At 67.5% G+C, this 18,488-nt stretch carries 19 protein-coding genes; 11 read left to right on the top strand and 8 right to left on the bottom strand.

Features of this window, described 5'->3' with window-relative positions; all coding sequences use genetic code 11:
- Positions 1-103: 103 nt before the first annotated feature.
- Positions 104-952 (bottom strand): PHP domain-containing protein, encoded by an 849-nt coding sequence (locus tag GWK18_RS08015; protein WP_166834432.1) that lies wholly within the window; start codon positions 950-952, stop codon positions 104-106.
- Between the two features lie 141 nt (positions 953-1,093).
- Between GWK18_RS08015 and GWK18_RS08010 the strand changes: the two genes are divergently transcribed.
- On the top strand, positions 1,094-2,713 hold the full coding sequence (locus tag GWK18_RS08010; RefSeq protein WP_123825511.1) for an aminopeptidase P family protein: 1,620 nt from the start codon (positions 1,094-1,096) through the stop codon (positions 2,711-2,713).
- A gap of 53 nt (positions 2,714-2,766) precedes the next feature.
- Here the strand turns inward: GWK18_RS08010 and GWK18_RS08005 are convergent, their stop codons facing one another.
- A complete protein-coding gene (locus GWK18_RS08005) occupies positions 2,767-3,540 on the bottom strand; it encodes a general stress protein (RefSeq protein ID WP_166834430.1) in 774 nt (257 codons plus the stop codon).
- A 93-nt stretch (positions 3,541-3,633) separates the two neighbouring features.
- Here GWK18_RS08005 and GWK18_RS08000 point away from each other — a divergent pair, with 93 nt between their 5' ends.
- From GWK18_RS08000 to GWK18_RS07990, 3 genes are read left to right on the top strand one after another with little or no spacing between them, the layout of a single operon-like run.
- Positions 3,634-4,938, top strand: coding sequence for a CBS domain-containing protein (locus GWK18_RS08000; RefSeq protein WP_123825513.1), 1,305 nt, complete (start codon positions 3,634-3,636; stop codon positions 4,936-4,938).
- Positions 4,931-5,683 (top strand): DUF1003 domain-containing protein, encoded by a 753-nt coding sequence (locus GWK18_RS07995; RefSeq protein WP_166834428.1) that lies wholly within the window; start codon positions 4,931-4,933, stop codon positions 5,681-5,683. Before GWK18_RS08000 ends, GWK18_RS07995 begins: the two co-directional genes overlap by 8 nt.
- Positions 5,673-6,857, top strand: coding sequence for a P-loop NTPase (locus GWK18_RS07990; RefSeq protein ID WP_348535890.1), 1,185 nt, complete (start codon positions 5,673-5,675; stop codon positions 6,855-6,857). Before GWK18_RS07995 ends, GWK18_RS07990 begins: the two co-directional genes overlap by 11 nt.
- 18 nt (positions 6,858-6,875) lie before the next feature.
- Here GWK18_RS07990 and GWK18_RS07985 read toward each other — a convergent pair whose 3' ends face one another.
- On the bottom strand, positions 6,876-7,325 hold the full coding sequence (locus GWK18_RS07985) for a twin-arginine translocase TatA/TatE family subunit (RefSeq protein ID WP_123825515.1): 450 nt from the start codon (positions 7,323-7,325) through the stop codon (positions 6,876-6,878).
- A 112-nt stretch (positions 7,326-7,437) separates the two neighbouring features.
- Complete coding sequence (locus GWK18_RS07980; protein WP_123825516.1) at positions 7,438-8,097, bottom strand: hypothetical protein; 660 nt, start codon at positions 8,095-8,097, stop codon at positions 7,438-7,440.
- A 263-nt stretch (positions 8,098-8,360) separates the two neighbouring features.
- On the opposite strand from GWK18_RS07980, the gene GWK18_RS07975 reads away from it, so the two are divergent.
- Positions 8,361-8,993: a class I SAM-dependent methyltransferase gene (locus GWK18_RS07975; RefSeq protein WP_123825517.1), complete on the top strand. Its 633-nt coding sequence runs from the start codon at positions 8,361-8,363 to the stop codon at positions 8,991-8,993.
- A 105-nt stretch (positions 8,994-9,098) separates the two neighbouring features.
- Here GWK18_RS07975 and GWK18_RS07970 read toward each other — a convergent pair whose 3' ends face one another.
- From GWK18_RS07970 to GWK18_RS07960, 3 genes are all read right to left on the bottom strand, one after another.
- A complete protein-coding gene (locus tag GWK18_RS07970; protein WP_123825518.1) occupies positions 9,099-9,266 on the bottom strand; it encodes a DUF3117 domain-containing protein in 168 nt (55 codons plus the stop codon).
- Between the two features lie 146 nt (positions 9,267-9,412).
- Complete coding sequence (locus tag GWK18_RS07965) at positions 9,413-10,663, bottom strand: hypothetical protein (RefSeq protein WP_233568805.1); 1,251 nt, start codon at positions 10,661-10,663, stop codon at positions 9,413-9,415.
- On the bottom strand, positions 10,660-11,553 hold the full coding sequence (locus GWK18_RS07960) for a TIGR00730 family Rossman fold protein (protein WP_123825519.1): 894 nt from the start codon (positions 11,551-11,553) through the stop codon (positions 10,660-10,662). The genes GWK18_RS07965 and GWK18_RS07960 overlap by 4 nt, the downstream gene beginning before the upstream one ends.
- Before the next feature lie 200 nt (positions 11,554-11,753).
- Between GWK18_RS07960 and GWK18_RS07955 the strand changes: the two genes are divergently transcribed.
- The 4 genes from GWK18_RS07955 (at position 11,754) to GWK18_RS07940 (ending at position 15,119) form a co-directional block, all read left to right on the top strand.
- Positions 11,754-12,482 (top strand): amino acid ABC transporter ATP-binding protein, encoded by a 729-nt coding sequence (locus tag GWK18_RS07955; RefSeq protein ID WP_199732582.1) that lies wholly within the window; start codon positions 11,754-11,756, stop codon positions 12,480-12,482.
- A 107-nt stretch (positions 12,483-12,589) separates the two neighbouring features.
- Positions 12,590-13,429: a glutamate ABC transporter substrate-binding protein gene (locus GWK18_RS07950; RefSeq protein ID WP_123825521.1), complete on the top strand. Its 840-nt coding sequence runs from the start codon at positions 12,590-12,592 to the stop codon at positions 13,427-13,429.
- A gap of 122 nt (positions 13,430-13,551) precedes the next feature.
- Positions 13,552-14,238: an amino acid ABC transporter permease gene (locus GWK18_RS07945; RefSeq protein WP_123825522.1), complete on the top strand. Its 687-nt coding sequence runs from the start codon at positions 13,552-13,554 to the stop codon at positions 14,236-14,238.
- Complete coding sequence (locus GWK18_RS07940) at positions 14,238-15,119, top strand: amino acid ABC transporter permease (protein ID WP_233568806.1); 882 nt, start codon at positions 14,238-14,240, stop codon at positions 15,117-15,119. The genes GWK18_RS07945 and GWK18_RS07940 overlap by 1 nt, the downstream gene beginning before the upstream one ends.
- 67 nt (positions 15,120-15,186) lie before the next feature.
- Here GWK18_RS07940 and dapE read toward each other — a convergent pair whose 3' ends face one another.
- Complete coding sequence (gene dapE, locus GWK18_RS07935; RefSeq protein WP_123825524.1) at positions 15,187-16,320, bottom strand: succinyl-diaminopimelate desuccinylase; 1,134 nt, start codon at positions 16,318-16,320, stop codon at positions 15,187-15,189.
- 40 nt (positions 16,321-16,360) lie between these two features.
- Here dapE and dapD point away from each other — a divergent pair, with 40 nt between their 5' ends.
- A complete protein-coding gene (gene dapD, locus GWK18_RS07930) occupies positions 16,361-17,356 on the top strand; it encodes a 2,3,4,5-tetrahydropyridine-2,6-dicarboxylate N-succinyltransferase (protein WP_123825525.1) in 996 nt (331 codons plus the stop codon).
- A 69-nt stretch (positions 17,357-17,425) separates the two neighbouring features.
- Positions 17,426-18,442 (top strand): UDP-glucose 4-epimerase GalE, encoded by a 1,017-nt coding sequence (galE, locus tag GWK18_RS07925; RefSeq protein WP_123825526.1) that lies wholly within the window; start codon positions 17,426-17,428, stop codon positions 18,440-18,442.
- The last annotated feature ends 46 nt before the right edge of the window (positions 18,443-18,488 follow it).

Genomic DNA, 18,488 nt, shown 5'->3' with positions numbered 1-18,488 from the left:
CCCCCCCACCCGACGGGCGGCGGGGGGCACAGCCCCGCCGGCCGGGGGGGGGGCGGCGGCCGGGGGCGCGGGCCCGGGCGGCCCCGGCCCTTTCCGTTCGTGACTACCGGAGCACGGGGGTGGCTCCCCCCGCCTCGGACTCGATCCGACGCAGCGAATGGATCGAGGTGAGGTTTTCGCCGAGTTGGTTCGGTTTGCCCGCTCCGTGGTAGTCGGAGGAGCCGGTGACGATCAGGTCGTGCTGTGCCGCGAGCTCGGACAGCTGTGCGCGGCCGGCCTCCGAGTTGTCCCGGTGGGCGATCTCAAGCCCCGCCAGGCCCGCGTCGATCATGGCCTCGAGGACCTCCGTCCCGACCACCCGCCCGCGAACGGCCGCCATGGGATGCGCCATCACCGGCACGCCTCCGGCCGCGCGGACCAACCGGACCGCCGTCACGGGGTCGGGCGCGTAGTGGCGCACGTAGTAGCCGGAGCGGGGGTGCAGGATCGTGTCGAAGGCCTCCGTCCGGTCGGCCACCACACCGGCCGTCACCAGGGTGTCGGCAAGGTGCGGACGCCCCACGGTCGCACCGTCCGCCACGTGCTCCTGGACCATCTCCCACGTGATCGGATGGTCCTGACCGATGAGTTCGGTCATCCGCCGGGCCCGGGTGAGCCGTGAGGTCCGGGCCCGTTCCATGACCTCGTTGAGCCCCTCGTGGTCGGGGTCCTGGAGGTAGGACAGCAGGTGCACGGAGATCCCGGTCTCGGTCTGGCAAGACACCTCCGTGCCACGGACCAGAGCGATGCCGTGCCGTTCAGCGGCCTCCGCTGCCTCCGGCCACCCCACCGTCGTGTCGTGGTCGGTCAGCGCCACGACGTCTAGGCCGGCCTCCGCCGCGCACCGGATGACGTCGGCCGGCGGTTGCGTGCCGTCGGAAGCGGTGGAATGAGTGTGGAGGTCGATCTGCATGCCCTCAATCCTGGCACGTGCCCTCGCTCCTCGGTGCTGACGATCGCCACCGTGCCGTCCGGGTGGTGAGGTCAACAGTGACACCATGGACCGAGACACCGAATCTGCAACGGGCCCGGACGGGGCCCGGAATGGAGCGACATGACGAGCACCTCCGAGAACACCTCTGAGAACGCCGCTGAGCAGACCTCCGAAAACGCCCGGCCGACGGCACCATCGGGCGAAACCGAGGAGAACGCCACCGATCAGTCCTTCGCGGACCGCGGCGAGAACCGCACGCGCTCCCCGCAGTCCAAGGCCTTCCAGCAGTTCATGGCCTCACAGTGGGCGGAACCGCAGGACGCGGAGCTTCCCCGGGAGGCGGTGGCCGATCACGCGGCGCGGCGTCGTCGTCGGGTCTCTGAGAGCTTCCCCGGTGAGCGGATCGTGGTTCCCGCGGGGGCGCCCAAGGTGCGCTCCAACGACACGGACTACCGGTTCCGGCCCCATTCGGCCTTCGCCCACCTCACCGGTCTGGGGGTGGACCACGAACCGAGCGCCGTGCTGGTCCTGGAACCCACGGACGACGGTCAGGGCGACGACGGCTCGAGCCACACCGCGACGCTCTACTTCCACCCCATGGCCGGGCGGGACACCCAGGAGTTCTACGCGGACTCACGCAACGGGCAGTTCTGGGTCGGAGACCGCCCCACCCTGCGTGAGATCTCCTCCGCCTACGGGCTCCGCACCGCCGACCTGTCCCAGCTCGAACCCGCCTTGACCAAGAACGTCGGTGACCCCGCGCAGGGTGGGGTCCGGGTACGGGCGCTCAAGACCCACGACGCGCGGGTGGATCAGCTGGTGGATTCCAGTCGCCTCGACGCAGACCTGGATCTGGAGGCGGCCGACCGGGAGGACAGCGCGTTGGTGGAGGCACTCTCCGAGCTGCGGCTGGTCAAGGACGAGCACGAGGTCGGCCAGCTGCGGGAGTCCGTGGCCATGACCATCCGCGGTTTCGAGGACGTGGTCCGTTCCCTGGGTGCCGCGACGGGCCGACCGCGCGGCGAGCGCGTGGTCGAAGGCGCGTTCTTCGCCCGAGCCCGTTCCGAGGGCAACGACCTGGGGTACGACACCATCGCCGCTTCCGGCAACAACGCCACCGTGCTGCACTGGATCCGCAACACCGGTGTGGTCACGGAGGGGGACCTGATCCTGGTGGACGCCGGGGTCGAGGCCGAGTCCCTGTACACGGCGGACATCACCCGCACCCTCCCCGTCAACGGCATCTACTCCCCTGTGCAGCGGAAGATCTACCAGGCCGTGCTGGACGCCGCCGACAGGGCCTTCGAGGTGGCCGTACCGGGCAATCGGTTCCGTGACGTCCACGACGCCGCCATGGAGGTCCTTGCCACGCGCCTCGAGGAATGGGGACTGCTGCCCGTGTCCGCCGAGGTGTCACTGTCCGTCGAGGGTCAGCACCACCGTCGCTGGATGCCGCACGGCACCAGCCACCACCTGGGGCTGGACGTCCACGACTGCGCGCAGGCGCGGCGGGAGATGTACCAGGACGCGGTGATCGAACCCGGCATGGTGTTCACGATCGAGCCCGGCCTGTACTTCAAAGACGAGGACTTGGCCGTCCCGGCCGAGTACCGGGGCATCGGTGTCAGGATCGAGGACGACGTCCTGATCACCGAGGACGGCAACGAGAACCTGTCCGCCGCACTGCCCAGGGACCCGGACGAGGTCGAGGCCTGGATGGCGGGTCTCACGCAGGGCTGACCCAGGCCGCACCGGCACCGGACTCGAACCTGGCCCAGGACCGGTCGGCTGCCTCACAATTCCCGCGTCGGCTCCCCGTAGGCCTGGTCGCTCGGAGTGTTCTGGGGAGCCGACTGCGGCGCCGCAGGTTCTTGCGGATCCACCCGGACTCCGTAGCGGGGCCGACCGTCCGGCAGGTCCTCCTCGGAGGACGGCACACGCCCCGACGGGTGGACCGCATCCGTGTCCGTTCTGGTTTCCCCGCCCGTCGACGGCGCCTCGGCGCCGTTGGCGGGCGCCGGTCCAGGAACCGGGGCACGGCCCGGCGCGTTCCGGGCCCCCTGACCGGCACCGCGCAGTCCGGGCACGTCCAGTCCGGCGACCAGGCCACGCGCCTGGCCGGCCAGGTCTGACTTGACCACCACCTCGTACCGCGATGCCGCAACCGTGGACACGGAGGTGAAGTCGCGGCGGCCGCGTTGTGCTGCAAAGCCCGCCACTCCCAGGATCACCCAGAAGGCAGCACCCATGAGGACGGTCAGCAGCACCGAGGCTCCCCAGCCACTGCCCCCGAACATCGCGAGAATCACACCGAAGAACAGGCCGAACATGGCCCCCTGCAAGGCCGAGGCCAAGGCCACCCGCGGGTACGTCAGACGTCCCGTGACCCGTTCCACGGAAGTCAGGTCCCGGCCGACGATCGAGACGTGCTGGACGTCGAACTGTTGGTCCGACAGGTGATCCACGACGGTCTGGGCATCCGCGTACCGCTCGAAGCTGCCGATGGTTTCACCTTCAGGCGGCCCCGACGGGGTCATGGACGATGGGCGTTGTCCGAAGAGACTCATGCGTCCATGATTGACCCCTCGGCCTACACATGACCAGTGCTACGCGCGGACATCGCGACGGGCTTAACCGCTCACGGCCATTAGGCTGGTGCGGTGAGCAGCTCCCTGGAAAAGATCTTCATCGGACGGCTGATCGGCCTGGACGTCTTCGATCCGCTGGGCGATCGGGTGGGGCGACTGCGCGATTTCGTGGTCCTCCGCCGCGCCCCGGGTGGGCGCAGAACCAGCTCGGTCAAACGACCCATCGTGGTGGGCATGGTCGTGGAAGTCCTCGGCAAGAAGCGGGTGTTCGTGCCGATGACCCGCGTGACCAGCATGGATTCCAAACGCATCGTGTGCACGGGTCTGGTCAATCTGCGTCGCTTCGAACAACGCGGCTCGGAGACGCTGGTGATCGGTGAGATGTTCGACCAGCAGGTTGCACTCCTCGACGGCTCCGGGACCGCGGAGATCCTCGACGTCGCCATGGAACAGGCACGCTCCGGTGACTGGCAACTCACGGAGCTCTACGTCCGCCGTTCGGGCGCAGCCGGTGGCCTCATGCGACGTCGTTCCGGCGAAACCTTGGTGGTCGCATGGGAAGAAGCCCGGGATCTGGCTTCCGTGGGACCGCAGGCCGCCACCCAGTGGGTCCACGCCCACGAGGAGGACCAGCCCGCCGACCTCGCCGAAGAGCTGCACGACCTCTCCCCCAAGCGCATGCTCGAGATCGCCGGCGAGCTGAGGGACGACCGACTGGCCGACGTGCTCCAGGAGCTTCCGGAGGAGGACCAGGTCTTCATCCTGACCAACCTCCACGTCGAGCGCGCCGCCGACGTTCTGGAGGAGATGGAACCCGACGACGCCGCCGACGTGCTCAACGAACTGCCCGACACACAGGCGGAGGACCTCTTGCAGCTCATGCAGCCAGAAGAGGCCGAGGACGTGCGTCGACTCCTGGAGTACGACGAGGGCACGGCCGGGTCCATGATGACCCCGGTGCCCATCATCCTGTCCCCGGAGACCACCGTGGCCGACGCCCTCGCTGCGATCCGGCAGGAGGAGGTCTCCCCCACCGTGGCCGCCGCGGTCTTCGTGTGCCGACCCCCGCTGGAAACCCCCACCGGCCGCTACCTCGGCATGGTCCACATGCAACAACTCCTGAGAGTCCCACCACCCGAGGCCCTGGGAACCATGCTGGACACCTCGATCGAACCCGTCCGCGACATGTCCCCGGTCTCTGACGTCGCCAAGGAACTGGCGACCTACGACTTGACGATCATCCCCGTGGTCAACGAGAACCGACGCCTGGTCGGCGCGGTCACGATCGACGACATCCTGGACGACCTCCTGCCGGACGACTGGCGGACCTGGGACGACGGAACTCCTGTGCGGAAGGTGGGACGACGCTATGAGTGAGACCCGCACCAACCCTGATCGTCGCCCCGTCGGCCTGGACACCCCCTCCGGGTTGCGCAACGGCGCCTGGGACCGGCTTCGGCCCAACCCGGACTCCTTCGGTCAGATGACCGAGGGTTTCGCCCGCTTCATGGGTACGCCCCAGTTCCTCATGTGGATGACCGTGTTCGTGGCCGTGTGGCTGGGGTGGAACACGGTCATGCCGGAATCGATGCAGTTCGACCCCCGGGCTCTGAACTTCACCCTGTTGACCCTGATGCTCTCCCTGCAGGCCTCCTACGCGGCTCCCCTGCTGCTGTTGGCGCAGAACCGGCAGGACGACCGCGACCGCGTGATCGCCGAGCAGGACCGCAAACGCCAGGAGGAGAACCTGGCGGACACCGAGTACCTCATCCGGGAGATCGCCTCCTTGCGCATGGCGGTCCGCGACGTCGCGACCCGCGACTTCGTGCGTGCGGAGATGCGCGACCTCTTGCAGGAGCTGTTGGAGGACCGCCAGGAGGACGACGGCGACTCGGCCACCCCCTCCACCCAGAAGAACCCGTCCTCCGCGGCCACCGGAGGCAAGAAGAAGAAAAAGAAGAAATCGGGGGCAGGGGATTCCCGGGACTCGAAGGCAGCACCCACGGGCCTCATTCCCGTCGTTCTTCCGCCTCAGAACATTCCCGTGGAGCGGATTCCGACCGAGAGCACCCCCGCGGACACCGAACCCCCGGAAAGCACAGAGGACCCTCGTGAGTTCTGAAGTCCCCCGTCCAGCCCTTCCGGAACCCGAGGTCGATCCGCGACTGCGGGACGCTCTGAACACCGTCGAGGACCCCGAGCTGAAACGGCCCCTGCTCGACTTGGGCATGGTCCGGCGAGCCGCCCTGGAACCGGACGGCACCGCCGTCGTGGAGGTCCTGCTGACGATCTCCGGTTGCCCGCTGCGGTCCACGATCGAGTCCGACCTCCAGACAGCCCTGGAGGCCGTGGACGAGGTCAACCGCGTGGTCGTGGAACTGGACGTGATGACGCCCGAGCAGCGGGAGGAACTCAAGCAGCTGCTGGGCCACACGCGTACCATCCCGTTCGCCGACCCCAACTCACTGACCAAGGTGCACGCGGTGTCTTCCGGGAAGGGCGGAGTGGGCAAGTCCTCCGTGACGGCCAACGTGGCCGCCGCCCTGGCCGCCAAGGGTCGTTCCGTGGGCGTGGTGGACGCTGACATTCACGGCTTCTCCATCCCGGGCCTGTTCGGGATCCACCGCGGCCCCACCCAGGTGGGCGACATGATTCTGCCCGCCGTGGTGGAGGTCCCGGAGGCCGCGCGCAAGGACTCCGGCACCCCGGGGACGGTCAAAGTCATCTCGATCGGCATGTTCACCGACCCCGCAACCCCCGTGGTCTGGCGCGGCCCGTTGCTGGACCGGGCCATCGAACAGTTCCTGGCCGACGTCCACTTCGGGGACCTGGACCATCTGCTGCTCGATCTGCCTCCGGGGACAGGCGATGTCGCCATCTCCGTGGCCCAGAAACTGCCGCATTCCAAGGTCCTGGTGGTCTCCACACCGCAGCAGGCCGCGACCGGAATCGCTGAGCGCGCGGGGTCCCTTGCCGCCATGACGGATCAGACGGTGGCCGGGGTGGTCGAGAACATGGCCGCCATGGTCATGCCCGACGGCTCGCAGCTGGAGGTTTTCGGCTCTGGCGGCGGAGAGAAGATCGCCAGTTCCCTGACCGAACGGATGGGTTACCCGGTGGGTGTGCTCGGTTCCGTCCCACTGGACGTCACCCTGCGTGAGGCCGGCGACGACGGCGTTCCGGTGGTCTGGTCCCACCCCGAGTCCCCGGCGGCGATGGCGTTGACCGAGGTCGCCGACGCGATCGACGGTCCGCGTGGACTGGTGGGCAAGTCGCTGGGGGTCACCCCCCGCTGAATCACCGGTTCCGGCGACTCAGGTGGCCTCGGTGTCGAAGGGCGCTCGCTGGCCCGGTGTGATCCGTACCAGGGTCGAGGTCTCGGTGGCCGCTGTGGATCCCCCGGCGGCCGGGGCGTTCTCACGTTCCGCTTCGCGTTCGGCCTTGCGTGCCTCCCGGGCGGCCTCGCGCTCCTCGCGTTCCCTACGACGTCGTTCGGCTGCGTCTTCCTGGTCCACCTCGGCCAGGGCGTCGCGCACGATGGTCCGGGGGTCGTACTGACGCGGGTCCAGCTTCCGCCAGTCCACGTCCGTGACCTCGGGTCCCAGGGTCTCGCGCAGGTCGTCCTTGGCTCCGCTGGCATAACGACGCACGGACTTGACCAGGTCCTTGAGCTTCTGCGCGTATTCCGGAAGACGCTCGGGGCCGATGACGAGCAGCGCCACGACGATCAGGACGATGGCTTCCGCTCCACTGATACCGAACACGGCTAAGAGATTAGCAGTCGGACGTGGAGCCACCTGGACGTCGGCAGGGTGCCGACCGAGTCCGCTTCGAGTCGATGTCGGTCGGTGGAAGCTCCGGTGGTCGCTCCGGTGGTCACTGCAGCCCCAGGATCCGGCGCCACCCGACCAGAATCGTGTCAACGGTCCCCCGGTCCAGTTCCTCTGGGCGTTCCAGGATCGCTCGGTGTCCGGCTTCGACCTGCTGGACCACGGCGGCCATGCGGGCGGGGGCGTCGTCGGAGACGAGAGTGTAGGTGACGTCGTCGTGGACGATCATGGCCCGCCACGGGGAGCCCTCGTAGACCCACACCACGTTCCCGGCCACCGTGGTGGGTTCCATCCCCATGGCAGTCGCGGGCAGACCCGTGAATCCGTCCACGGGGTGCTCGGTGTCCACCTCTCCCCGTTGCTCGACCACCTCGATGCTGCGGTTCCCGCGGTATTCGACGTTCACGACGACGGCGGGCTGCCCGGCCACCGTCGTCTGTCGAAGTTCCTCGGTCCGGTAACCGGTGAGGCCGACCAGTGGCAGGGTCCATCCTTCGTCGCGCAAGCTGTCGACGTCGGAGTTCTGGGTGTGAACCAACCCTTGCGGCCCCACCCAGGTGGAGCCCGAGACCGTGGGCGAGCCACCCGAGTTCGCGGCCCCCCGGGAGCCGACGTACCACCCCGAGAGTGCGATGCCGGCGACGAGCAGCGCGGACACCGCCAGTGACGTCACCACGATGCGGTGGGACCAGAAGACCTTGTGCACCTTGAGTCAATCCATGTGTGGGCATCTCGGCCCGTGAAGGCCGTCGGCACGATCAGACGGGAACACCACCATGCTCACCGGCCAACCTGTGCGGGGGCTGGAAGCTGCCCGCGATCCCGCCCCACATCCGGGCCCCACGGGCGGACGAGTAGGATGCTCAGAGCGTGTGAACTCCCGCGCGGCGCCCACTGCGCCGAGCCCGAGCAGAGACCGCGACACACAGACATCACCGCAGAGACGACATTGCAGACCGGGAGGTGTGGATGGGCCGGGGCAAGACCACCAGCTGGTCCTATGCCGAGGCGTACCCTCGGGAGGACGAGGTGCTGTTGCGGGCCCGCGAGCGCGCCACGGCCTTGAACATTCGATCTGTGACCCCGGGCGTGGCCGCCGCGTTGACGGTTCTCACAGCCGCAGCCAAGCCGCGCTCCGCCGTCGAGGTCGGTACCGGCGCCGGGGTCTCGGGCACGGCCATTCTTCGGGGCCTGCCCGACGGCACGGTCCTGACCACCATTGACACCGACGTCCGCGCGCTCCGGGCTGCTCGCGACACCTTCCGCGAGGCGGGGGTGGCGGGGAACCGGGTCCGGACCATCTCCGGCCGCGCTTCCCTGGTCCTCCCGCGGCTGACCACGGAGGCCTACGATCTGGTCTTCCTGGACGCGGATGCCGCGAACACACTGCTCTATGTGGACGAGGCGACGCGGATGCTCCGCCCCGGGGGCACCCTGTTGGTTCAGGACACGTTGGATCAGGACAAGGTCCCCGATCCCGTGATCCGCGAGGAGTCCACGCGGGTGCAGCGCGAGATCCACCGGTTGTTCCGTGAGGACGAACGTTTCCAGTCGGCGATCCTGACGCCGGGATCCGGACTCCTGGTGGCTGTCAAACGCTGATCGTCACGTGCAAAGGCCCTCACCGCGGTGCGGTGAGGGCCTTTGTCGTCCGGGCCACCGGGACCTTGATCCCGGCCTCGGGCCGATGGCATCAAGGGGTTGCGATCAGGAGGTGACGCCTTCCAGGCATCCCTTGAGCTCTGCCGCTTCATCGGCCTTCAGCTCGACGACGAGGCGACCACCGCCTTCCAGCGGGACTCGCATGATCAGGCTGCGGCCTTCCTTGGTGACCTCCATGGGACCGTCACCAGTCCTCGGCTTCATAGCCGCCATTGGTTGTTCTCCTGTCATCGAAGGGTGTTCTCCGTCATCTTACCGGAACCGAGCCCCTCCCCTCCGGGGTGGTGAGGCGGGGCAGACAGCCCGGGTGCCCGTTCGTCGTGGCCCCGTGGCGAGCGGGGACGACGGCGGAAAGCGAATCACGGGGGCCAGTCGCCGCCCTGGGGCAGCGGGGACCACTGCCACAGGTAACCGACCCACACAAGCTGTAACAGCGCCCCCACGATCACGAGTCCCCACCGGTAGGCCTTGGATTCGCTGACCGCGACCAACGGCGCCGCAACCACGAAGACGGGAATGAGCAACCGGAAGGTCGAGGACTGCGGGTGCAGGAAGGCCAGCAGGTATACCGCATAGCAGACCACCCACATCCAGGCGATCAACGGCAAGGTCTCCCGAACCACGCGGGTGGTCACGATCAGGGCGAACAGCCCCACGAGCACCAGGACCGCCAGCCAACCCAGGCCGACCCCGAAGAACCGGTTCCCCAATCGCAGCCACGGCTCAAAAGGCACCAGAGACGTGCCGCGCCAGGCCGTTTCCGTGTCCGTGTAGGCCCCAACTTCACCCGTGGCCCACCACGCCAATGCCGGCCACAACAACGCACAGCCACAGGACCACAGCGCCAACCAGAACCATTTGTCGAGCAACCGCAGCCAGCCGGTGAGACCCCCGGGGCGTCCCCCTCCGACCCTCAGGACGGACCTGATGAACCAGGTCAGTCCCAACGCCGCTGCGAACGGGACACCGGCGGGTCGTGTCAGGCACATGAGCAGGATCGTTCCCGCGGCGGCCACGGAGTGTCCACGCAGGACCAATAACAGGGCTGCGGCCAGCAGTGCCAGGTGCAGTGACTCCGCGTAGGCGGTCTGCAGCACGGGCGACGCCGGCCCGAAGGCGACCACGGCCAACGCCCACAGGGCGTCACGAGAGCCAAGGAACTCCCGGAACAGGCCGAGAATCAGCGGGGCAGCCGCGAATCCCGCAACCAAAGCGACCGTCGGACCGGCGAACTCCCAGGGCAGGCCCGTCGCCCCCGTGATCAACCGGACCACCATGGGAAACAGCGGGTAGAACGCCCATTGGTTGGCCGCCACGGTCCCCGTCGCATTCCGCGGGAGTTCGGTGGGGTATCCCGCGTCGTGAACCTTCTCGTACCACTGGCCGTCCCAGATGGAGACGAAGGACGAGTACCCCAGGGGCGATTGACCCCAGGGCCCATCCGGTGCCTGGCGGTCCACCACACTGAAGAGCACGAAACCCCAGAGGCGGGAGGCCAACCAGATGATCAGGGCCTGCGCCCACCACGGTGCACTCATGAACAGCCCGGCGGCACGCGCCCCTACGGCCCCTAACCACACGTGGACGCGAGTGGGGGCGGTCTGATTCACGGGGCGTCGCCTTCCAGGAACTCCTCCGGGTCGAAATCCGAACCCGCTCGTCGCGCCTTGGCCCGCAGTTCTTCGTTACGACGCTCGTGTGCTTCCCGCATGACCGTCACCGCCTCGCTCGGCGAATCGGTGACGTACAACAGGTCCAGGTCCTCAGGGGAGATCATGCCCTCACGTACCAAGCTGTCCTTGATCCAGTCCACCAGCGGTGCCCAGAACTTCCCACCCATCAGAACCACCGGGAACCGCGTCATCTTGCCGGTCTGCACCAGGGTGAGGGACTCGAAGAGTTCGTCCATGGTCCCGAATCCACCCGGCAGCACGATGAATCCCTGCGAGTACTTGGCGAACATCGTCTTGCGGACGAAGAAGTAGCGGAAGTTGATGCCCAGGTCGATGTAGGGGTTCATGCCCTGCTCGTGCGGCAACTCGATCCCCAGTCCCACGGAGCTGGCCTGCACGTCGTGGGCGCCCCGGTTGGCCGCCTCCATGACGCCCGGCCCACCGCCGGTGATCACCGTGTAGCCCGCCTTGCCGAGTTCCTGCCCCACCTCGCGGGCCATGGCGTATTCGGCAGAGGACTCCTGGATCCGTGCCGAACCGAAGACGGAGATCGCCGGGCCCAACCGTGCCAGGGTGTCGAACCCGTCCACGAACTCGGACTGGATCCGCAGCACCCGCCAGGGATCTGTTCGGGTGAAGTCCCCGGGGGCCCTGCCCGCCACGACCTCGGGTTCGAGGAATCGTTGATCGGAGGTGCTGCGCTGCAGCTCCCGTCCGCGAAGGATGATCGGTCCCTTGTGTCGGAACTTGTTTCGGTCGGGCCGGGGACTCTCCCGCGATGCCCCGGACCCGGTTGATGGGGAAGTCTCTGATCCGTTCGACGTCATGGTTTACACGGTAGCGGCAGGCCCCTCCCAAACAGGGTCTCCTTCGCGCCGAACCCGCCGCGGCACCGTGAGTCGGTCCATTTCACAATTCGGAGACGTGAACGTCATCACAATGTGATTTTTTCCACTATCTTTCTCTCATGCCCAACGAGACAGTGAGCACCGCCACCAGCCCGATCGCCGTTGAGACCGGCGAGGTCCTGGTTCAGGTCACCAATGTGAACAAGCACTACGGCAGCCTGCACGTGCTCAAAGACATCAACCTGGACGTGCGCCGCGGCGAAGTCGTCGTAATCATCGGCCCGTCCGGTTCCGGCAAGTCCACCCTGTGCCGCACGATCAACCGGCTCGAGACCATTGACGACGGGGAAATCCGAATCGACGGGAAGCCGCTGCCCAAGGAGGGCAAGGCTCTTGCCAAACTCCGGGCCGACGTCGGGATGGTCTTCCAGTCCTTCAACCTGTTCGCGCACCGCTCCGTGTTGCAGAACGTCACGCTCGGTCCCATGAAGGTCCGCGGGAAGTCCTCCTCGGAAGCCAAAGAGCGCGCGATGGAACTGCTCAAGCGTGTGGGCGTTGACAACCAGGCGGACAAGCTCCCCGCGCAGCTTTCGGGTGGTCAGCAGCAACGCGTGGCGATCGCCCGCGCCCTGGCCATGAGCCCCAAGGTCATGCTCTTCGACGAACCCACCTCCGCCTTGGACCCGGAAATGATCAACGAGGTCCTGGACACCATGGCCACGCTGGCCAAACAGGGCATGACGATGATCGTCGTGACCCACGAAATGGGCTTCGCCCGGCGCGCCGCGGACCGCGTGGTGTTCATGGCCGACGGCCAGATCGTCGAACAGAACACCCCGGAGGAGTTCTTCGCCAACCCGCAGTCCGACCGAGCCAAGGACTTCCTCAGCAAGATCCTGAACCACTGACGCTCTAGGTCCCCGACGTCGTCGTCGGGGCCCGAACGATCCTTCACCCGGCAGCGCCGCCCGGCGGCGCCGGAACCCTCACACCCTCATTCGAGATCGGGAGAACAATGCACCACAAGAACAAGCTCTACAGCGTGGCCGCCATCGCAGCCGCGGCCGCCCTGACGCTGTCCGCCTGCGGCGGTGGTGGCGGCGATCAGGCCGGTGGCGACGGCGACACGTTGCGCATCGGCATCAAGTACGACCAGCCGGGTCTGGGTTACGCCGATGGTGGCGAGTACACGGGCTTCGACGTCGAGGTCGCCAAGTACGTGGCCAAGGAACTCGGTTACTCCGAGGACCAGATCGAATGGGTCGAGTCCCCGTCGGCCAACCGCGAGAACATGCTCTCCAACAACCAGGTGGACATGATCTTCGCGACCTACTCCATCACGGACGAGCGCAAGGAATCCGTGGACTTCGCTGGCCCGTACTTCGTGGCCGGACAGGACCTGCTGGTGCGTTCCGACGACGATTCGATCAAGGGCCCCGAGGACCTGGCCGGCAAGAACCTGTGCTCGGTCACCGGCTCCACCTCCGCGGAGAACGTCCGGGAAGAGGTCCCCGGGGTCAACCTGGTGGAGCAGAGCGGCTACGCGGACTGCGTGACCATGCTCGGCTCCGGCGGCGTGGACGCCGTGACCACCGACGACATCATCCTGGCCGGTCTGGCCTCCACGGATGCCAACAAGGGCAAGTTCCGCGTGGTCGGCAACACCTTCTCCGAGGAGAAGTACGGCGTCGGCCTGCCCAAGGGCTCGGACAAGTGCGAGGACATCAACGCCGCGATCGAGAAGATGATCGACGACGGCGCGTGGGAGGAAGCCGTGACCTCCAACACCGAGGGCGCTGACTACTCCTACAACAAGGACCTCAACCCGCCCACGCCTGAGGCCTGCGCCTCCTGACCCGCCTGAGGGTGCCGGGACCTCACGGCACCCTCAGGTCCCTCGAACCACGGGCCGCGACGTGGCCGCAAGTTCCGCGCACACCCGGTGTCCCTGACCACCTCCAGCCTTCGAGAGGCATCGTGAGTAGTTACTTCGCCGACTTCGCGAGTCTGTTCCAACAGTTCGACGTGGCCGCCGCGTTCTGGGTCAACATCAAACTGACCTTCTTCGCCGCGATCGGGTCAATGGTGCTGGGCAGCGTCCTGGCGCTGATGCGCATATCGCCCATCGCCTCCCTGCGGTGGATGGGAGCGGCCTACGTCAATACGATCCGAAACACCCCGCTGACCATCATCCTGGTCTTCCTGGTGCTCGGTGTGTGGAGCCAGCTGCAGATCAATCTGAGCGCGGACTTCAACCAGAACTTCTTCCGCTACGCCGTGATCGGCCTGACGGTGTATCACGCGGCGTTCGTGTGCGAGGCCATCCGCTCCGGGGTCAACACCGTGCCCGTCGGGCAGGCCGAAGCCGCCCGGGCGATCGGTCTGGGGTTCCTCCCCTCGGCACGGATGATCATCTTCCCGCAGGCGTTGCGCGGTGCGATCACCCCGCTGGGCAACACGCTGATCGCCCTGACCAAGAACACCACGGTGGCCGCCGCGGCCTCCGTGACGGAGATCTCCGCCCTGATGAAGACCATGATCGAGTTCCGGCCCGACGTGATCATTGCAGTCTTCCTGACCGTGGCTGTGGGCTTCGTGCTCATCGTGGTCCCGGTGGGGCTGCTGACCACATGGGCCTCACGGAAGTTTGCGGTGGTGCGCTGATGGCTTCGAATGCTCAGAACGTCCTGTTCGACGTCCAAGGTCCGCGCGGCCGGGTCATCACCCTGGTCCTGAACGTTGTCGGGCTCCTTCTTGTGGCAGCCCTGGCCTGGGTGGTCCTGGGCAAGTTGGCGGACCAGGGCCAGCTGGAGGCGACCAAGTGGACGCAGCTGTTCACCGCACGGTCCTGGGAGAACTTCTTCTTGCCCGGCATCCTCTCCACGTTGAAGGCCGCTGGCCTGGCCGTGGTGCTGTCCGTGGTGTTCGGGCTGGTTTTCGGCGTGGGGCGGTTGTCCTCCCTGGCCGTGGTCCGCGCCGTCTCCACTGTGGTGGTCGAGTTCTTCCGCGCGGTCCCCGTGCTGGTCATGATGATCTTCTTCTACCTGGGGATCGGACGGACTGGAATCGTTCAACCCACGGAGACCCCGTTCTGGGCCGTGGTCCTGGCACTCATGTTCTACAACGGCTCCGTGATCGCGGAACTGATCCGTTCGGGCGTGCACGGGCTGCCCAGGGGGCAACGTGAAGCCGGACTGGTCGTGGGGCTCACCGAGTCCCAGACGTTGCGCAGCATTCTCCTGCCGCAGGCCTTGACCGCCATGCTGCCGTCGCTCCTGAGCCAGTTCGTGGTGATCCTCAAGGACACCGCGTTGGGCTACATCATCACGTACCCCGAATTGCTCGCCTCGGCCCGGCGGCTGGGTTCGGGCGACGGGAACATTCTCCAAACGCTGCTCATGGCCGCGGTGATCTTCGTGGTCATCAACTTCGCCCTGACCTCCCTGGCCCAATGGCTCTCCGGGTTCCTGAGCTACCGGACCTCGGGACGCACCAAACCCACGGTCGCGCCCGCGCCCGCCGCCGTGGCACCGGCCGCTCGGTGACCAGTCGCTCTCCTGCCCGCGCTGCACTGCTCGGGCAGAAGAGCCTCCCTCACTCCCAGGGCCGCGGTCAGGCGGTCAGCCAGTTCTCCAGCGCCCGGTGACAGTCCCGAATGGCTGCAGCGGTGACGTGCTCGTCGTCGGTGTGTGCCAGCAGGGCGTCCCCGGGGCCGAAGTTCACGGCGGGGACCCCCTTCTCGGAGAACCGCGCCACGTCCGTCCACCCGTACTTGGGCTGCGGTTCCTGCCCGACGGCGTCCACGAAGGCCGCGGCGGAAGGACGGTCCAGTCCCGGCCGCGCCGCCGGTGAGAGGTCCACGAAGGTCAGTTCGTGTCCGGGGAACAGCTCCCGGCAGTGCTCCTGCGCCTGGTCCAAGGACTTGTCGGGGGCGAATCGGTAATTGATCTCGACCCGGGCGGCGTCGGGAATCACGTTGCCCGCAACCCCGCCCTGGATGCGGATGGCGTTGAGGCCTTCGCGGTAGACCAGTCCCTCGACCTCGATCTCCCGGGGCTCGTACTCGGCCAGGACGCTCAGGACGTCGGCGAGTTTGTGGATGGCGTTCTCGCCCCGCCAGGCACGCCCTGAGTGGGCGGCCAGCCCCGCGGGGTCGATCGTGAACCGCAGCGTCCCGTTGCATCCGCCTTCCACGGTCCCGTTGGTCGGTTCCAACAGCACCGCGAAATCCGCCTCCAACATTTCCGGGGCATTGCGGTACAACCGCGCCAGACCCGACTTGGCCGAGTCCACTTCCTCGTGGTCGTAGAAGACGTACGTGACATCGCGGTTGGGTTCGGTCAGGGAAGCCGCCAGGGCCAGTTGGACCGCCACGCCGCCCTTCATGTCCGTGGCCCCGCGCCCCCACAGGACCCGGTCGTCGTCGGCGTCGGTTCCGGACCACGACGACGGCACCGTCCCCCGCGAGCCTTCAACGCTCGGCAGCGGAACGGTGTCCAGGTGGCCCGCGAGCACCACCCGCTCCGAACGGCCCAGCTCCGTGCGGGCCACGATCGCATCGCCGTCGCGGTGGACGCGCAGATTCGGATACGACCTCAGGGCAGCCTCCACGGCATCGGCCAAGGGTCCCTCGTTACCGGAGACGGATTCGACGTCGATCAACGCTGCGGTGAGCTCAGCCGGATCGGCCGTCAAGTCCAAGGCGGGAGGTGTGGGCACTTGTGGCACCGTGCGCGCGGTCGTCATCCGACCACCCTAACCGGGTGCTGTCCGTAGGATGGACCCCATGACTTCCACACATTCAGATGCCCCCCGTTACGCTGCCGGCCTGGGCCTGGCCACGGTTGTCGCCGAGGGCCCCAAGGCCGGGACGATCCTGGACGTCTGGTACCCGAACCCGGTCCTCGCCCGGGAGGCTGACACGTCCCTGGACGCCGACCTGCGCGGTGCCGCAGTGCCCGACGCCGAGCGCAACGTCACCGCGGAAATCCTGGAACGGGTGATCGATCTGGACGAGGCGCCCAAGGACGCGGCCGACGCCTACCTCCGCCTCCACCTGCTCTCCCACCGCCTGGTCCAGCCGAACACCCTGAACCTGGACGGGATCTTCGGGCTACTGGCCAATGTCGCCTGGACCTCGCGCGGCCCGGTCCTGGCGGAGGAACTGCAGTTCACCCTCCTGCGACTGCGGGCCAGCGGCAACGTCACGGTCCTGTCCGTGGACAAGTTCCCCCGCATGGTCGACTACGTCGTGCCCACCGGTGTGCGGATCGGCAACGCGGACCGGATCCGTCTGGGTGCGCACCTGGCGGAGGGCACGACGGTCATGCACGAAGGTTTCGTGAACTTCAATGCCGGGACCCTGGGCTCCGCCATGGTGGAGGGCCGCATCTCGGCCGGCGTGGTCATCGGTGATCACACGGACATCGGCGGCGGCGCCTCGATCATGGGCACGCTCTCCGGGGGCGGCAAGCAGCGCATCCGGCTGGGCGAGCGCGTCCTGTTGGGCGCCAACGCGGGCGTGGGGATCTCACTCGGGGACGACTGCGTGGTGGAGGCCGGCCTCTACGTCACCGCCGGCACGCGCGTGACCGTCCTGGGCAACGGGGCCACCGGACCCGACGGCGGCACGGAGAACGACGGCGCCCGTGTGGTCAAGGCCGTGGACCTCTCTGGAATTGCGAACCTGCTGTTCCGCCGCAACTCGCAGACCGGTGCTGTGGAGGTCCTCCCCCGCGCCGGACGCACCGTGGAACTCAACGAGGCTCTGCACAAGAACTGATCGGCTGGCGGCCGGCGGGCACGGGGATCGTCCGCCACCTTCCGAGCCACACCAACAGAAAGGCGTTTCATGCGAATTCTCGTCACCGGCGGGACCGGATACATCGGCTCGCACACCGTGTTGTCCCTGCTCGAAGCCGGGCACGACGTCGTCGTGCTGGACAACCTGGCCAACTCCTCCCAGGCTTCCCTGGAGCGGGTGCATGAGCTGGCGGGGAAGGAAACCCTGGGGTTCGAGCAGGTCGACCTCCTGGACGTCCCCGCGCTCAACCGGGTCTTCGAGACCTGGAAGCCGGAGGCCGTGATCCACTTTGCCGGGCTGAAGGCCGTGGGCGAGTCCTCCGAGAAGCCGCTGTGGTACTACACCAACAACGTGGCGGGCACGCTGAACCTGCTGCACGCCATGGAGGACAACGACTGCCGCACCATCGTGTTCTCCTCCTCCGCGACCGTGTACGGCGAGGTGGAGACCATGCCGCTGACGGAGAAGGTCGACAAGGACGCCACCAACCCGTACGGGCGCACGAAGGAGCAGATCGAGGACATCCTGACCGATCTGGCCGCCGCCGACGACCGCTGGAACGTGGCGCTTTTGCGTTACTTCAACCCGGTGGGCGCGCACGAATCGGGGCGCATCGGCGAGGACCCGCGCGGCATCCCGAACAACCTGATGCCGTTCGTGGCCCAGGTGGCCGTGGGGCGGCGCGAGAAGCTGCGGGTTTTCGGCAACGACTACCCCACTCCCGACGGCACCGGTGTGCGTGACTACATCCACGTGGTCGATCTGGCCGACGGACACGTCAAGGCCGTGGACTGGCTGGCCGCCAACGGCGGGCTCAAGGTCTGGAACCTGGGCACCGGGCACGGGTACTCCGTCCTGGAGGTGCGCGACGCGTTCCAGAAGGCCTCCGGTGTGGAGATCCCGTACGAGATCGTGGACCGCCGCCCCGGCGACGCCGCCACGACCTACGCGGATGCCTCCGCTGCGCTGGCCGATCTGGGCTGGTCCGCCGACCGGGACATGGACACCATGTGCCGCGACCACTGGAACTGGCAGAAGAACAATCCCAACGGCTACGAGGGCTGACAGCCGAATCCTCTCCCTCCCCCTGCGCTGACTTCGGGGTTGTTCC

This window comes from Kocuria sp. JC486 (assembly GCF_011602805.1).
GTDB lineage: Bacteria > Actinomycetota > Actinomycetes > Actinomycetales > Micrococcaceae > Kocuria > Kocuria soli.
This window is presented reverse-complemented; position numbering and strand designations above follow the sequence as displayed.

Coding starts and splice junctions, on each gene's coding strand:
- GWK18_RS07960 (WP_123825519.1), bottom strand. CDS start 11,553: ATGACGTCGAACGGATCAGAGACTTCCCCATCAACCGGGTCCGGGGCA.
- dapD (WP_123825525.1), top strand. CDS start 16,361: ATGACTTCCACACATTCAGATGCCCCCCGTTACGCTGCCGGCCTGGGC.
- galE (WP_123825526.1), top strand. CDS start 17,426: ATGCGAATTCTCGTCACCGGCGGGACCGGATACATCGGCTCGCACACC.
- dapE (WP_123825524.1), bottom strand. CDS start 16,320: ATGACGACCGCGCGCACGGTGCCACAAGTGCCCACACCTCCCGCCTTG.
- GWK18_RS07995 (WP_166834428.1), top strand. CDS start 4,931: ATGAGTGAGACCCGCACCAACCCTGATCGTCGCCCCGTCGGCCTGGAC.
- GWK18_RS07970 (WP_123825518.1), bottom strand. CDS start 9,266: ATGGCGGCTATGAAGCCGAGGACTGGTGACGGTCCCATGGAGGTCACC.
- GWK18_RS07940 (WP_233568806.1), top strand. CDS start 14,238: ATGGCTTCGAATGCTCAGAACGTCCTGTTCGACGTCCAAGGTCCGCGC.
- GWK18_RS08015 (WP_166834432.1), bottom strand. CDS start 952: ATGCAGATCGACCTCCACACTCATTCCACCGCTTCCGACGGCACGCAA.
- GWK18_RS08010 (WP_123825511.1), top strand. CDS start 1,094: ATGACGAGCACCTCCGAGAACACCTCTGAGAACGCCGCTGAGCAGACC.
- GWK18_RS07975 (WP_123825517.1), top strand. CDS start 8,361: ATGGGCCGGGGCAAGACCACCAGCTGGTCCTATGCCGAGGCGTACCCT.
- GWK18_RS07950 (WP_123825521.1), top strand. CDS start 12,590: ATGCACCACAAGAACAAGCTCTACAGCGTGGCCGCCATCGCAGCCGCG.
- GWK18_RS08005 (WP_166834430.1), bottom strand. CDS start 3,540: ATGAGTCTCTTCGGACAACGCCCATCGTCCATGACCCCGTCGGGGCCG.